The organism is Paenibacillus sp. GCM10023250, assembly GCF_042653205.1.
Classification (GTDB): domain Bacteria; phylum Bacillota; class Bacilli; order Paenibacillales; family Paenibacillaceae; genus Paenibacillus_Z.
Genome location: NZ_JBHSHY010000043.1, coordinates 12,840 through 25,518 on the forward strand (window position 1 = coordinate 12,840; position 12,679 = coordinate 25,518).

Consider the following 12,679-nt stretch of genomic DNA (forward strand, 5'->3'; position numbering starts at 1 on the left):
CCATGAAGTTTTGGCTTAAAATCTTTACGTATTCGATCGTCGTCTTCCTGCTGATCTTCAACGCGGCCTCTATTCTGGTCATCGAACGGAATCACAGCAAGCTGCTTAATCGGGCGATCGATGACGCTTTAAGCCAGAACCGGAATATTCATTCGAGCGTGAACGCGATCGTGCCCACGGTCCTGATCTACGATTCCGACGAGTATGAACAGAAGGTGCTCGCGAATATCGCCCAAGGCTTCGTCGGGAAGGTCGGCGATCGGGGCGTCTATATGACGATTCGCAACGATAAAGGGAAAACGGTCTACAACAACGCGGATTTCGAGATGCCGGCAGACCGAAGCGGGCCGGAGCGGACGAAGGAGGATGAAGTCGCGTATATCTTGCGGGATATCGGCAAGCGAACCATCCTGTTCACGTCGAATTCGGTGCAGATCAACCGGAATCATTACGCGTTTACCTATATGAAGGACATGACTTCCGTATACCGGGAGCGTTCGGATCAATACGTGTTTTATTTGAAGGTGAATCTCATCGCATGCTCGGCTTACATGCTCCTCATGTTTGTCGTCAGCAGAAGGCTGACGCTGCCGATTCACCGTCTGAACCGGACGGCGCAATATATTGCGGCCGGCGCCTTCTCCGAACGGGCCGCGTCGAGGTCCAAGGATGAAATCGGCGTGCTCGCCGACAATTTCAACGCGATGGCATCGGTTGTCGAGGATAAGATCAAGGATCTCGAACGTCTGAACCGGGAAAAGCAATTGTTCATCGATAATTTCACGCATGAGCTGCAAACGCCGTTAACGTCGATCATCGGATACGCGAATATTCTGAGAACGGGAAAAATTGACCAGGCGCAGCTGCTTGAAGGATTGGATGTCATTCTATCGGAGGGGAAGCGCCTGGAATCCCTGTCGTTTAAACTGATGGATTTAATCCAGCTGGAGAGATTCGAATTTCCGCTGAAGGAGCAGGATTTTTGCGCTGTTCTGGAGGAGATTGCGCCCGCTCTGGAGATGAAAGCAAGAAAAAAGCAGTTGTCCATTGACATGTATTGCGAGAACGCGCGCTTGAGACTGGAGAAAGACTTGATGAAAGTCCTGATCTTTAACTTCGTGGACAATGCCATCAAGGCATCGTCCAAAAACCAAAGGATCACGATCCGGGCCGCTCGGCAAGGCGAACATTATGTGCTCGAAATCGAGGATGAAGGAGTCGGCATCGAAAGCGAGCATCTGGACCGCATCTTCGAACCCTTCTTCATGACGGATAAAGCCCGAACGAAGGGAAATCACGGCGCCGGCCTGGGCCTGTCGATCTGCAGGAGCATTGCTCGCCTGCATAATGCCGAGATTAGCGTGAGAAGCGAGCCGAATCGGGGCACGACGTTCATCGTCGCGTTCCGGCCGGGAGGGATGAGGCTATGAACAGGCTGGCGCTGCTCCTCGTGTCTGCCGCGTTCCTGGTCGCGATGACCGGCTGCGGTTCCCTGATCGACCCTGTCCCGAAGAATGTGTATAGGGTCAAAACGTTCAAGGAAGGCCATCCAAATCACGAAACCGCCATATCCGGAGGCGTGCTTTCGATCGAAACCGCAAAATCGCTCGGGCTCAATGCGGTCGAGAAATATTTAGGGAATCGGCTTTCGCCGGACGATGCTCGGTTCGAGGTGACTGCCGTTGACGTACAGGCGCTGAAAGAGCTGGTGGAGCAGCAGATGCGCCCGGACGAGAAAAAACAGGCCGAAACGAAGCTGAACGAAGTGCCGGAAGGGTTATTCTACCTCACCATTATCTCGCCGAATAACGAGAGATACGGGCTGGTATTAAACGCCGGAACCGGCGATGTGCTGAAAATATCGGATGACACGCAAGCCGGAACGGAAAGCGCCGGTATTCCCGGCGACAAGGCAATAAGCGCCTATTCGGAATTGGCGAATCAGTTCCTTGTGGAGAAAGGGTTGAGTTCAAGCGGCCTATGGGCGGATGGCGGATTGTTCGTCGAGGCGAGGGAAGCGGCTTATTATTGTATTCGAAGCACGGAAGACGATAGTCTGGACTATTTGATCGAAGTGGATATCGCCGAGAATCAGGTAACGGGCTTCAGTAAAGACATCATGGCGATGCTGACTTGGAATGCGAAAGTGTTTGCCAAGGCACCGTCCATGCAGGAGTAATAAGGGCCGTACCCCGGTCATTGCGGCCGGGTACGGCCCGTTTTGCATAGAGCGCGCGGGGAGAGGTAAACTATTCCTGCAAGCAGCCGGACAAGGCAGAATGAACCGAAGGAGGATCAGGCATGGAGAAGCGTACGCTTGGCAAGGAAGGGTTGACGGTATCGGCGTTGGGGCTGGGCTGCATGGGGATGTCGGATTTCTATGGCGGACGGGATGACGACGAGTCGATCCGCACGATCCACAGGGCGCTCGAGCTCGGCGTCACGTTCCTCGACACGGCGGACATGTACGGCGTCGGGCGGAACGAGGAGCTGGTCGGACGGGCGATCCGGGGGCGCCGCGGCGAGGTGACGCTCGCGACGAAGTTCGGCAACGTGCGCGACGCGAGCGGCAAGGTTCTCGGCATCAGCGGCAAGCCGGACTATGTCCGGTCCGCCTGCGAAGCGAGCCTGCGGCGGCTCGGGGTCGACCACATCGACCTCTATTACCAGCATCGGGTCGATCCCGATACGCCGATCGAGGAGACGGTCGGCGCGATGGCCGAGCTGGTCCGCGAGGGCAAGGTGCGGTACCTCGGCTTGTCCGAGGCGGCGCCGGCGACGATCCGCCGGGCCCACGCCGTTCATCCGATTGCGGCGCTGCAGACGGAATATTCGCTGTGGAGCCGGGACGTGGAGGACGAGATCCTGCCGCTGTGCCGCGAGCTCGGCATCGGCTTCGTGCCGTACAGCCCGCTCGGCCGCGGCTTCCTGACCGGCCAGATCCGGGTGTTCGAGGATCTGGCGGAGGACGATTACCGCCGCATGTCCCCGCGCTTCCAAGGCGAGAACTTCGCGAAGAATCTGGCGCTCGTCGACCGGATCAAGGAGATCGCCGCCGAGAAGGGCTGCGAGCCGTCGCAGCTGGCGCTGGCCTGGCTGCTCGCGCAGGGCGGCGACATCGTGCCAATCCCGGGCACGAAGCGCGTGAAGTACCTGGAGGAGAACGCCGGCGCGCTCGCGGTGCGGCTGACGGACGCGGACCTCGCGCGCATCGAGGAGACGGCGCCGAAGGGCGCCGCGGCCGGCACGCGGTATCCGGAAGCGGGCATGCGGACCGTCAACCGGTAGGCCGGCGGCGCACCGCCGCGACGGCGGCAAGCCGAGCGATGCGCGGAACGCGGGCGGCAGCGGAAATTAACCACGATAATCATCAAGGCCAACCGGCGGCGACAGCCGGCAACGGCCATGCGAAATAGGACCCTCCCGCGCAGGAGGGTCCTTTCGTTGCTTGCCTAAACGATCAGCGCCGTTAAATATTCAGCGCGTCCAGCAGCGCGTAGACGATCTTCGCGGCCTCGGCGCGCGTCAAGGTGCCGTCCGGCCGGAAGGCGCCGTCCGGGTAGCCGTCGACGATGCCCGCGGATGCGGCTTGGCCGATTGATTCCGCGGCCCAGGCCGGGATGCCCGCCGCGTCGGCGAACGTCTTGGCCGCGCCGCCCGGGGCGGCGCCGGCGGCCTTCAGGACGCGTGCGCCCATGACAGCGACTTCGGCGCGCGTGATGCGCTGCGACGCTTGGAAGACGGAGCCGCTGCCTGCGGCGAAGCCGGTTACGAAGCCGGCGTCTGCGGCCGCCCTCACTTGCGCCTTGGCCCACGCCGGAATCCGGCCGTCATCGGCGAAGCCGGTCGTTCCCGCCTCGGCCGGGAGGCTGAGCGCGTCCGCGAGCAGCTTCACCCACTCGGCGCGCGTGACCGGGCGTTCCGGACGGAACAGGCCGTCCTCGTAGCCGGAGACGACGCCCATGCCGATCAGCCGGTCGGCGTACGGCTTCGCCCACGACGCGCCCAGATCCGCGAAGGTGTGGGGCGCGAAGCCGAACACGCCGAATGCCGCAGCATGCTTGGCGCTCACCGTGATGACGGCGCCGTCGGCTTTGCCGCCGAGGAAGATCCATTTCCCCAGCGTGTCGTTGTAGTAGTAGACAGCCGGCTGAACGGCCGGATCCTTCTCGTAGTTAAACGTCAGCTCCACCGGCTTGCCGAACGCCGCGCCCGCGGTACTCGTCAGCTCGACGATCGGGCTGAGCGCGCGCAGATTGCCGAGCGGCGGCTGCCCGGCGGCAGCCAGGACGCGCGCGCCGACCTTGCCGGCGGACGCGACGGCGCCTGCCGGCACCTTGAAGGCGACGACGTCCTTCAGGCTGCCCTCGGCGCCCTGGGCGGGACCGACGTCGACGGTCACGGAGGCCGCCGGCGTCTCCGGCGCTGCCGGCGGCGGGCCGCTCGGCGCGGACGAAGCCGGCAGCGCCTTGATCGTGACGGCGAACGTCTTGCTCGCCGACGCCTGGCCGCGCGACGCCGTCGCCTTCAGCGTCACGGACGCGTCGGGCTGCCCCGCGGCCGGACGGGTCACCTTGGCGACGCCGTTCGCGATCGCGACGGCGTCCGCGCTGTCGGCCGTCTCTTCCCAGGCGATCGACGCGCCGTGCTCGCCCTCGGCCGGCAGCGGAAGATCGGCGGTCACCGCGCCGGCGTCGCCGAGCGTCAGCGCGGCGAGCGTATTGGCGACGGCCTGCTCGTCGCCGTAGGCGGCGGTATCGACGAAGATCGGATTGGAATAGAACCAGAGGTCCTTATAATTGCGGTCGTTAATCTCGTTAAAGCGGGCCGCCGGGTCCTCCGTCGTCGTTCTCGGATCGATCAGCGGATTGCCGTCCTGCGTCTCGCCCGGCACGTTCGGGCCGAGATTCGTGCCCCGCAGGCGGAAATACCGATCCTTGCTGGCGCGCGGCAGCTCGTACGTGATGACGTTATAGCCGTTCTCGTCCGTCGTCCAGTCCTCGCTCGTGAACGTGGCGACGACGCGGGTCGAGTCGTTCGTATCCTTGTCGTAGGCCGGCGTGCCTTTCTCGGCCGGTCCCGTCACGTCCCCCGCGATCAGGTCGACGTGGTCGACGGCCGGCTTCATGCCGCCGGATTGCCCGCTGTCGATCGGCGTTTCGTAATGATTCGTCTCGGGGCTCCTGAACTTGATCGTGAGCGTCAGCTTGTCCCCTTCGGTCGCCTGGAGGTTCTCGCCCATCCCGGCGTTCGCTTCTCCGTCCGCGATGCGGAAGTCCAGGGCGTCGATCAGATCGCCGAAGACGGAGAACGATTGGCCCGCGCGCATGCCGTCCAGGATATCCTGCGCGGAGCGGCCGTCCGTCCAGACGTAGTTCTTGGCGTATTCGCCCGGCCAGTAGCCGCTCGAATTGGTGCCGATCGTCTTGAAGTGGTAGTCGGAATTGGCGAAATTCCAGAACCGGCGGCCTTCGCCGAGCAGCGCGTCCCAGACGCCGCCGACCTTCGCGACCATGTAATCGACGCCGCCGTAGGAGCGGTTCTTGTAGCCGTTGCTCGCTTCCGGGTTGGCGGGATCGTACGCGGTGTTATAGCCGCCGCGGTCCGGCTCCATCTGGTTGCCGAGCATGCCCTCGAAGCCGAAGGCGATGTCCGGGGCGGCGTCGTTGAAGTCGCGGAAGTCCGAAATTTTATATTTGCCCGCGCCGCGGGAAGGATGGTTCACGATCATGTAGCTGGTGTCCGGGTAGCTGCGCTTCAGCCAATCGATCGCGGTCAGGCTGTCCGCGTGCGTCGCGTATGCGCGGTCGGCATCGGCTTCCCATTGCGCGACGTCGGCGGGATCGAACCAGCTCGCGTCGCGGTTCGTGAAGAGGTACTCGAACTGATTCGCGGCCTGCAGCGCTTCGTCGGAGCCCGGCGCGCCGGTCAGGATGCCGACGGATGCGTGCTCGTGCGACGGAATGTCCCATTCGAAGCCGGAGAAAATCGTTTTGCCGGCGTACTTGCCGGCTGCCTGCAGCGCCTTCGTCTTCGGCACCTGATAGTCGAGCATTCCCTTGGACATCGGAATCGGCCCGCCGGGAATGTCGGCGCCCGCGTCGTCCCGCTTGGAGGCGCGCAGATGATCCGCCAGGAAGAGGAAGTCGAGGCCGTTCGCCGTAAGGCCGTGGTCGAGCACCGATTCCAGCGAGCTCTGGGCATCGTCGGATTCGAACGTATGCGCGTGGAACTCGCCGGTCAGCCACTGGCCCTGCGGGGCGCCGGCATCGGCGCCGCCCTCCGCGGCCGCCGGCGCAGGGAGAGGCACGGCGAGGCCCGTCGTGAGAAGGCCGGCCGAGAGCGACAAGGGAAGCAGCATGCGGAATTGCTTGTTGAACTTCATCGATATCTACCACCAGTCTGCGAAAGTTGCCCGCCGGTGAAGCAAGGGCTGTCAGAGAGTAGTGTACAAGCCCATTGTCAGCGGGAGATTCGGGAAGGGCGCCGGTTTGTTAATCGGGGGTTAAAATGTTGGAAGCCATGCCGGATCCGTCCGGCGGCAGGGGCTAGTAAGAGGCAATAACGAACGGCGCATGCGCATAACGGCAGCCCCATAACGGCAGCGCATAACGAACGGCAAAACGCGCCCCGCTCGATGCATCGCATCAAGCGGGGCGCGTTTTGCTAAGCATTCTCGCCGCCGCGTCAGTCCGCGTTGTCCGCGAACAATCCGGCCCGGCTGACCGGCAGCCCGGCTTGGTACAAATGCCCGACGTCGCCGACGCCGTAGCAGCGCGGCGCGGCCCAGCCGTGTCCGCGCTCCTCCATGACGACGGTCGTCACCGAGCTCGGCGCGATCCAGAAGCCGGACCAGACCATGGAGAGCGGCAGCTCGAGCAGGTGGGACAGCCAGGCCAGGCCGAAGCCGAGGTGGCAGAAGACGGCGACCGCCTCCCGGTTTCGCTCGACGATCCGGTACCGGCCGTCCTCGCGCGCATAGCCGAAGCCGCGCATAAACGCATCGGAGTCCGCCTGCAGCCGCTCGAAGTTCGCCTTGAAGGCGGGATTGTCGAACGGCAGCCGCTCGTGCCAATCGCTGCTCGACGGATACGGCTGCTGCTCCCGTACCCACGTATGATCGGCGTTCCAGGCGACGACCGATTGCCCGGACGGCTCGGTGATCTGCCATCCGTCCAGCTCGGCCGTCCATGGCAGGATGACGGGAGAGAGTCCGATCGCGTCCGCGGTATACTGCATCGTGTGCCGCGCGCGGCCGAGCGGGGAGCTGAACAGGCGGTCGATGCGCGTGCCGGACAGCCGTTCGGCCAATGCCTTCGCTTCCAAGTGGCCGGGCGCCGTGATCGTATTGTTGGGGTAGTCCGGCTCCGCGTGGCGGATAATATACAATTTCATGGTTCGATTCAGCCTCCGCAACTCGTAATGGCGGCGCTCCCGACGGAATTCAGGCGCCGGGAGCGCCAGGCGGGAATAGCGGCACGTTGGCGCGGAACGGTCAGCCGTTGCCGGCGATGACCGCGCCCCATGCTTCGGGCGCCACGTCCCGCACATGCTTGGCGAACATCCATGGATGTCCCTCGAGGTCCTCGGCGACGTACTGCCGCTCACCGTATTCTGTATCGTTCAGCGGCTCTGTGATGCGGGCGCCGGCCGCCTCGGCGCGCGCGAAATGCGCGTCGATCTCTTCGACGAACAGCATGACGTTCTGCGTATAGCCGCCGATGCGGGCCGGGCTTGCCGCGGCATGGGTCAAGCTCTTCAGCATCACGTGCGCGTCCCCTAATTGGACGAGCGCGCCGTGCACCGTGCCGTCAGGCAGGCTGAAGCGGTACCGCTCTTCGAAGCCGAACGCTTCCCGCAGCCAGGACAGCGCCGCGGCAACGTCTTCGTAATACACGTGGGGCAGGATTGCGCTTACGGGAACAGATCGATTGGCAATCACGAGGAGCACCTCCGCTAGATTCGGAATCGTTCACTCTCAGGATAACATAGCGGGGACAGGCGCAGGCGGAGCGGCGGCAATTCTTTTTCGCGGGCATGCCAAAAGCCGCCCCGTGACGGAGCGGCTTTGCGGAAGCAGCGCGATTGGCCGCCTGTGTGAGCGCCGGCGCCGGTTCAGTTCGGGAAGCTGCCCAGATCGGAACCTTGCAGGCAGGCGAGCACGATCGCCAGAATCGCCAGCACGAGGGCAGGCACCATTTGGCCGAACGAGTCCTTCGCGCGGATGTGGGCGATCACGCCGCACACCATGATGAACGCGAGCTCGATGGCCGCCCAGGCGGACCAGCTGGCGTACCAGAATCCGACGACGAGGCCGGCGGCCGCGATCAGCTGCAGCAGACCCGTCACGACGCGGAACCATTGCGGCAGGCCGAGCTTGTTGAAGCTTTCGACTTGCATTTTGGCGCCGCCGGCCTTGCTGAGACCCGATCCGAGGAACGCGAGCGCGAGTAAAATTTCGATGACGATAGCCATGATGGCAATCCCCTCTCTCTGCATAAGTAAGCAACAACTGTTGCGTAAGTTATGATAAAATAAAGCTGTCTGCCGAACAACCGTCAATCCGGCGGTTTAGTCGCTTAGGCAACAACATTGCGATTTTGTAGCAAAACTCAGCCCTTACGGGCTTAAGAAACGAGGGGAAGCCGATGCAGCCACTGGGAGAGAAGCCGGATCCGCGGGTCCTGCGTACGCGGCAGCTCATCTTGGACGCGTTCCGGTCGCTCATTCAGACGAAGGATCTCAAGGACATCACGGTCGGCGACATCACGGAACGGGCGACGATCAACCGCGCGACGTTCTACGCCCATTACGCGGACAAGTACGAGCTCATGGACGCGTCGCTCACGACGATGTTCTGGGAAGGCATTCAAGGGAAACTGCAGTGCCACGCCGAGTTCAGCCGTTCGTCGCTGGCGGACATCGTCGCGACGATGTGCGAGTTCCACCGCGACCTCAGCACGCACTGCCTCAAAAATTACGAAGCGACGGGTCCGCTGCTGGAAAAGAAGGTCATCGGGCTGCTGCAGGAGGTGCTGTTCAAGCTGATGCGGAAAACGGTCGCGCTCCGCCCGGCCGGCTTCGACGAGGCGACGGCGAACGCGGTGTCCACGATGCTCGCCTGGAGCATCTACGGCCTCGCGTACGCATGGAACGCGGACGGGCGCCGCGTGCCGCCGGACGCATTGGCGGAAACGTCGCTGACCGCGCTTGCCAGCGTGATGACGGGCATCGGCAAGGCGGAGCTCCCCGCGGAGTAACGGGCGGCGGGCCGAGCGGCCGGCCGGTCGTTCACGCAGATCGTTTCGCCGCAAGAGCGGTACGTGATGCGGTACGGTACAGGCGTCTTCCGATTCGGCCAAATGCAAAAAAGAGCTGCCCCACAGTCATGTCTATGACTTCAAGGGCAGCCCTATTCTTATGTCTGCGCGCGCGCGGCCGCGTGACCGCCGCACATCCTGTTACGCTTGGTAGAAATTCCGGTCCCAGCGGTGTGGCTTCAGCTTGGCCAGCTGCTCTGGGGACAAGCCCTTGCCGTCGCCGACCGCCATGTTGCGCTCGACGTTGCGGACCGTCCGCATGCCCGGGATGACCGTGGACACGGCCGGGTGGCTGAGCACGTAACGCAGCGCGGTCTCCGCCATGTCGTCGACGCCGATGCCGAGATCGGCCGCGATCGCCTGCACGCGGTCGTACACCTGCTGCTTGCGGTCGCCGCGGAAGTAGTTGCCGCGGAAATCGTTCGGCGCGAACGTCGTGTCCGGCGTAATCTTGCCGGTCAGGCCGCCTTCGTCGAGCGCGACCCGCACGATGACGCCGACGTTATGCGCCCGGCATGCCTGCAGCAGCCCGTCCTCGGGGCTTTGGTCGAATACGTTGTAGATGACCTGCACGGTGTCCACGACGCCGGTTTCGATCAGCTTGATCGCGTTGCTCGCCTGATGGTCGTTGATCGAGACGCCGAAGCTGCGGATCTTGCCCTGCTCCTTCAGCTTCTGCACGGCCTCGAGCCAATCGCCGCGTCCGACCCACTCGTCGGACCAGACGTGGAACTGCTGCACATCGATCGTGTCCAGCCCGAGGTTGCGCAGGCTCTGCTCGGTGCAGGCGATCACGTGCTCGCCCGGAAACGCCTCGTCCGGGGAGATGCCGGCCGGCGCCGGCCATTTGCCGTTCTTCGGCGGGATCTTGGTGGCGACGTAGATCGGCTGCTTCTGCTCCCGGACGACTTGGCCGACGAGCCGTTCGCTGTGGCCTTCGCCGTATGCGAGCGCCGTATCGATGAAATTAAGACCCAGCTCCACCGCGCGGTGCAGCGCTTGAAGCGACTCGCGGTCATCCGCGCCGATCCAGCCGGATTTGCCGATGCCCCAGGCGCCGTAGCCGATCTCGGAGACGTTCAGTCCCGTTCTTCCCAGCGTGCGATAATGCATGTATGGTTCCTCCTCGTAATCATAAAAGGGTAAGGCGGGCCGCAGCCCGCCCGATAGGTGATGAATGATGCTCCTCCGGCGGCTCAGGCCTGACCGGGGACGTACGTCCGCCAAGCATGCTTCGGCTCCCAGCCGAGCAGCGCCTTGGCCCGCTTGTTGCTGAGCAGCGATTCGTGGCCGTCCAGCGGCTCGCGGAACTCGGTCGTTTCCGGGAATTGCTCGGCCATCAGCTGCCGGCTCGGAATCGCCATGCTCGTGTCGTCGGCCGCGAGATTGATCGCGACGGAGCCGAGCCCGTCCTTCTCGATCGCGAGGCGGCACGCTTCCGCGATATCCCGCGTGTCGACGTAGCTCCACAGGATGCGGTCGCGCTCGGCGCTGTTATGGATGAACGACGGGAACTGCGCGTAGCGCTCCGGCGGGATGACGTTGCCGATCCGCAGCGAGACGACCTGCATGCCGGTGCGGCGGTGGAACATGTCCGCCGTCTGCTCGTTCACGACCTTGGACAGGCCGTAGCTGTCCTGCGGCAGCTGCGGATGGTCCTCGTCGACCGGCACGTACGACGGACCGAACCGGTTGACCGCGAACACGATGCCGTAGGACGATTCGCTGGAAGCGATGACCGCCTTGCGGATGCCGAGGCCTGCGGCCGCTTCGAGCACGTTATAGGTCGACATGACGTTGTTCTGGAACGTCACTTCGCTCGTCTTGATATGCGCGGCTGGAATCGCCGCCAGATGGACGACGGCGTCCGCGCCCGCGAGCGCGCCGTACACCTCGCCCAGATTCTCGAGATTCGCCAGGATCGTCGGGCAGAGCCACTCCTGCGGCCGCACCGTATCCACGTTCACCACTTCATACTGCTGTTCCACGAAATGCTTGACGACCCACCGGCCGAGCATGCCGCTCCCGCCGGTTACGACGACTTTTGCCACTTGCTTGTCCTCCTTCGCTCGCTTCGATGATGATGCTGCCGGGTGCCATGCCGGGAATTAGGCCAGGATGTCCTCGATCTGCGCCACGACGTCCGCCGAAAGCGCGACGCCCGACGCGCCGGCGTTCTCCGCGACCTGCTCCGGGCGGCTTGCGCCGACCAGGGCGCTCGAGACGTTCGGCTGGCGCAGCGTCCACGCCAGCGCCAGCTGACCGATCGTGATGCCGAGCTCGGAAGCGACCGCGCCGAGGCGCTGCACCTTGGCGATTTTCTCCTCGGTGATGTTGCCGCGCATCCGTTCGACCTTGGCCGCGCGGCTGCCGGCCGGAATGTCGGTCGGCGAGGCGTATTTGCCCGTCAGCAGACCTTGCGCGAGCGGCGAGAAGACGACTTGTCCGATGCCGTTCTGCTCGCTGATCGGGATGATGTCCTTCTCGATGTAGCGGTTGAACATATTATAAATCGGCTGGTTGACGACGATGCGGTCGAGCAGGTACCGGTCCGCGGCGGCCAAGCCTTCCGCGATGTTCGCCGCCGTCCATTCGCTGATGCCGGCGTAGAGCACCTTGCCCTGGCGGATCAGGTCGTCGATGGCGCGCAGCGTCTCCTGCACCGGCGTCTCCGGGTCGAAGCGGTGGCAGTACAGAATGTCCACGTACTCCAGGCCGAGCCGTTTCAGGCTGGCGTCCGCCTGCTCCATAATGTGCTTGCGCGAGAGGCCGCGGTCGTTCGGGCCGTCGCCCATTTGGCCGAATACCTTCGTCGCCAGCATGTACGACTCGCGCGGGTAAGCGCGCAGCGTCTCGCCGACGACCTTCTCCGCTTCGCCGCGCTCGTATACGTTGGCCGTATCAAAAAAATTAATGCCGAGGTCGTAGGCAGTTTCGATCGCCTTGACCGCGTTTTCCTTCTCCACGTAGCCGCCGTAGGTCAGCCAGCTTCCCAGGCTGATCTCGCTAACCTTCAGACCGCTGCCGCCCAATCTCCGATATTGCATCGTTCTCAGCTCCATTTCGTCCGATCGTAAGCTTGCCAGAAGCCCCCCTTCAGTATAAAGTTCCCTTGAAACGATCGAAAGTAGTGAATATATGTTCAATATCTGATACCGGGTATATCTACTATACTTTCGGTGCCCGCGGGACCGCGGCCCGATTCCGCTTGACGGCCCGGGAAGGGAATGGCTATCCTAATATCCCACGATCAGGAAATGACGATACGGCCAACCGCAAAGAAGGCCAACCGTAAAGAAGTCCAGTCGAAGTCCAGTCGAAGTCCAATCGAAGTTCAATCGAAGTTTAATCGAAGTTCA

Annotated in this window: 11 protein-coding genes; 4 read left to right on the plus strand and 7 right to left on the minus strand. The window is 63.1% G+C overall.

Features of this window, described 5'->3' with window-relative positions:
* The first annotated feature begins 2 nt into the window (after nt 1-2).
* From ACFPB1_RS22980 to ACFPB1_RS22990, 3 genes are all read left to right on the plus strand, one after another.
* Nucleotides 3-1,430, plus strand: a complete 1,428-nt coding sequence (locus ACFPB1_RS22980; protein WP_379228474.1) for a sensor histidine kinase — start codon at nt 3-5, stop codon at nt 1,428-1,430.
* On the plus strand, nt 1,427-2,179 hold the full coding sequence (locus tag ACFPB1_RS22985) for a hypothetical protein (RefSeq protein ID WP_379228475.1): 753 nt from the start codon (nt 1,427-1,429) through the stop codon (nt 2,177-2,179). Before ACFPB1_RS22980 ends, ACFPB1_RS22985 begins: the two co-directional genes overlap by 4 nt.
* 122 nt (nt 2,180-2,301) lie before the next feature.
* Complete coding sequence (locus ACFPB1_RS22990) at nt 2,302-3,288, plus strand: aldo/keto reductase (protein ID WP_379228476.1); 987 nt, start codon at nt 2,302-2,304, stop codon at nt 3,286-3,288.
* Nucleotides 3,289-3,469: 181 nt separating this feature from the next.
* Here the strand turns inward: ACFPB1_RS22990 and ACFPB1_RS22995 are convergent, their stop codons facing one another.
* From ACFPB1_RS22995 to ACFPB1_RS23010, 4 genes are all read right to left on the minus strand, one after another.
* Complete coding sequence (locus ACFPB1_RS22995) at nt 3,470-6,385, minus strand: S-layer homology domain-containing protein (protein WP_379228478.1); 2,916 nt, start codon at nt 6,383-6,385, stop codon at nt 3,470-3,472.
* 302 nt (nt 6,386-6,687) lie between these two features.
* Nucleotides 6,688-7,395 (minus strand): histidine phosphatase family protein, encoded by a 708-nt coding sequence (locus tag ACFPB1_RS23000; protein WP_379228479.1) that lies wholly within the window; start codon nt 7,393-7,395, stop codon nt 6,688-6,690.
* Nucleotides 7,396-7,495: 100 nt separating this feature from the next.
* Nucleotides 7,496-7,942, minus strand: a complete 447-nt coding sequence (locus tag ACFPB1_RS23005; protein WP_379228480.1) for a VOC family protein — start codon at nt 7,940-7,942, stop codon at nt 7,496-7,498.
* Nucleotides 7,943-8,115: 173 nt separating this feature from the next.
* Nucleotides 8,116-8,475 carry a DoxX family protein gene (locus ACFPB1_RS23010; protein WP_379228481.1) on the minus strand — a complete coding sequence of 120 codons (360 nt, stop codon included), beginning with the start codon at nt 8,473-8,475 and terminating at the stop codon, nt 8,116-8,118.
* A 173-nt stretch (nt 8,476-8,648) separates the two neighbouring features.
* Here ACFPB1_RS23010 and ACFPB1_RS23015 point away from each other — a divergent pair, with 173 nt between their 5' ends.
* Complete coding sequence (locus ACFPB1_RS23015; protein ID WP_379228483.1) at nt 8,649-9,260, plus strand: TetR/AcrR family transcriptional regulator; 612 nt, start codon at nt 8,649-8,651, stop codon at nt 9,258-9,260.
* Nucleotides 9,261-9,461: 201 nt separating this feature from the next.
* Here the strand turns inward: ACFPB1_RS23015 and ACFPB1_RS23020 are convergent, their stop codons facing one another.
* From ACFPB1_RS23020 to ACFPB1_RS23030, 3 genes are all read right to left on the minus strand, one after another.
* A complete protein-coding gene (locus ACFPB1_RS23020) occupies nt 9,462-10,433 on the minus strand; it encodes an aldo/keto reductase (RefSeq protein ID WP_379228484.1) in 972 nt (323 codons plus the stop codon).
* 83 nt (nt 10,434-10,516) lie between these two features.
* Nucleotides 10,517-11,371 carry an NAD-dependent epimerase/dehydratase family protein gene (locus ACFPB1_RS23025; protein WP_379228485.1) on the minus strand — a complete coding sequence of 285 codons (855 nt, stop codon included), beginning with the start codon at nt 11,369-11,371 and terminating at the stop codon, nt 10,517-10,519.
* Nucleotides 11,372-11,428: 57 nt separating this feature from the next.
* The gene (locus tag ACFPB1_RS23030; RefSeq protein WP_379228486.1) at nt 11,429-12,367 is read right to left on the minus strand and encodes an aldo/keto reductase family protein; all 939 of its coding nucleotides are present in this window, start codon (nt 12,365-12,367) and stop codon (nt 11,429-11,431) included.
* Nucleotides 12,368-12,679 lie beyond the last annotated feature (312 nt).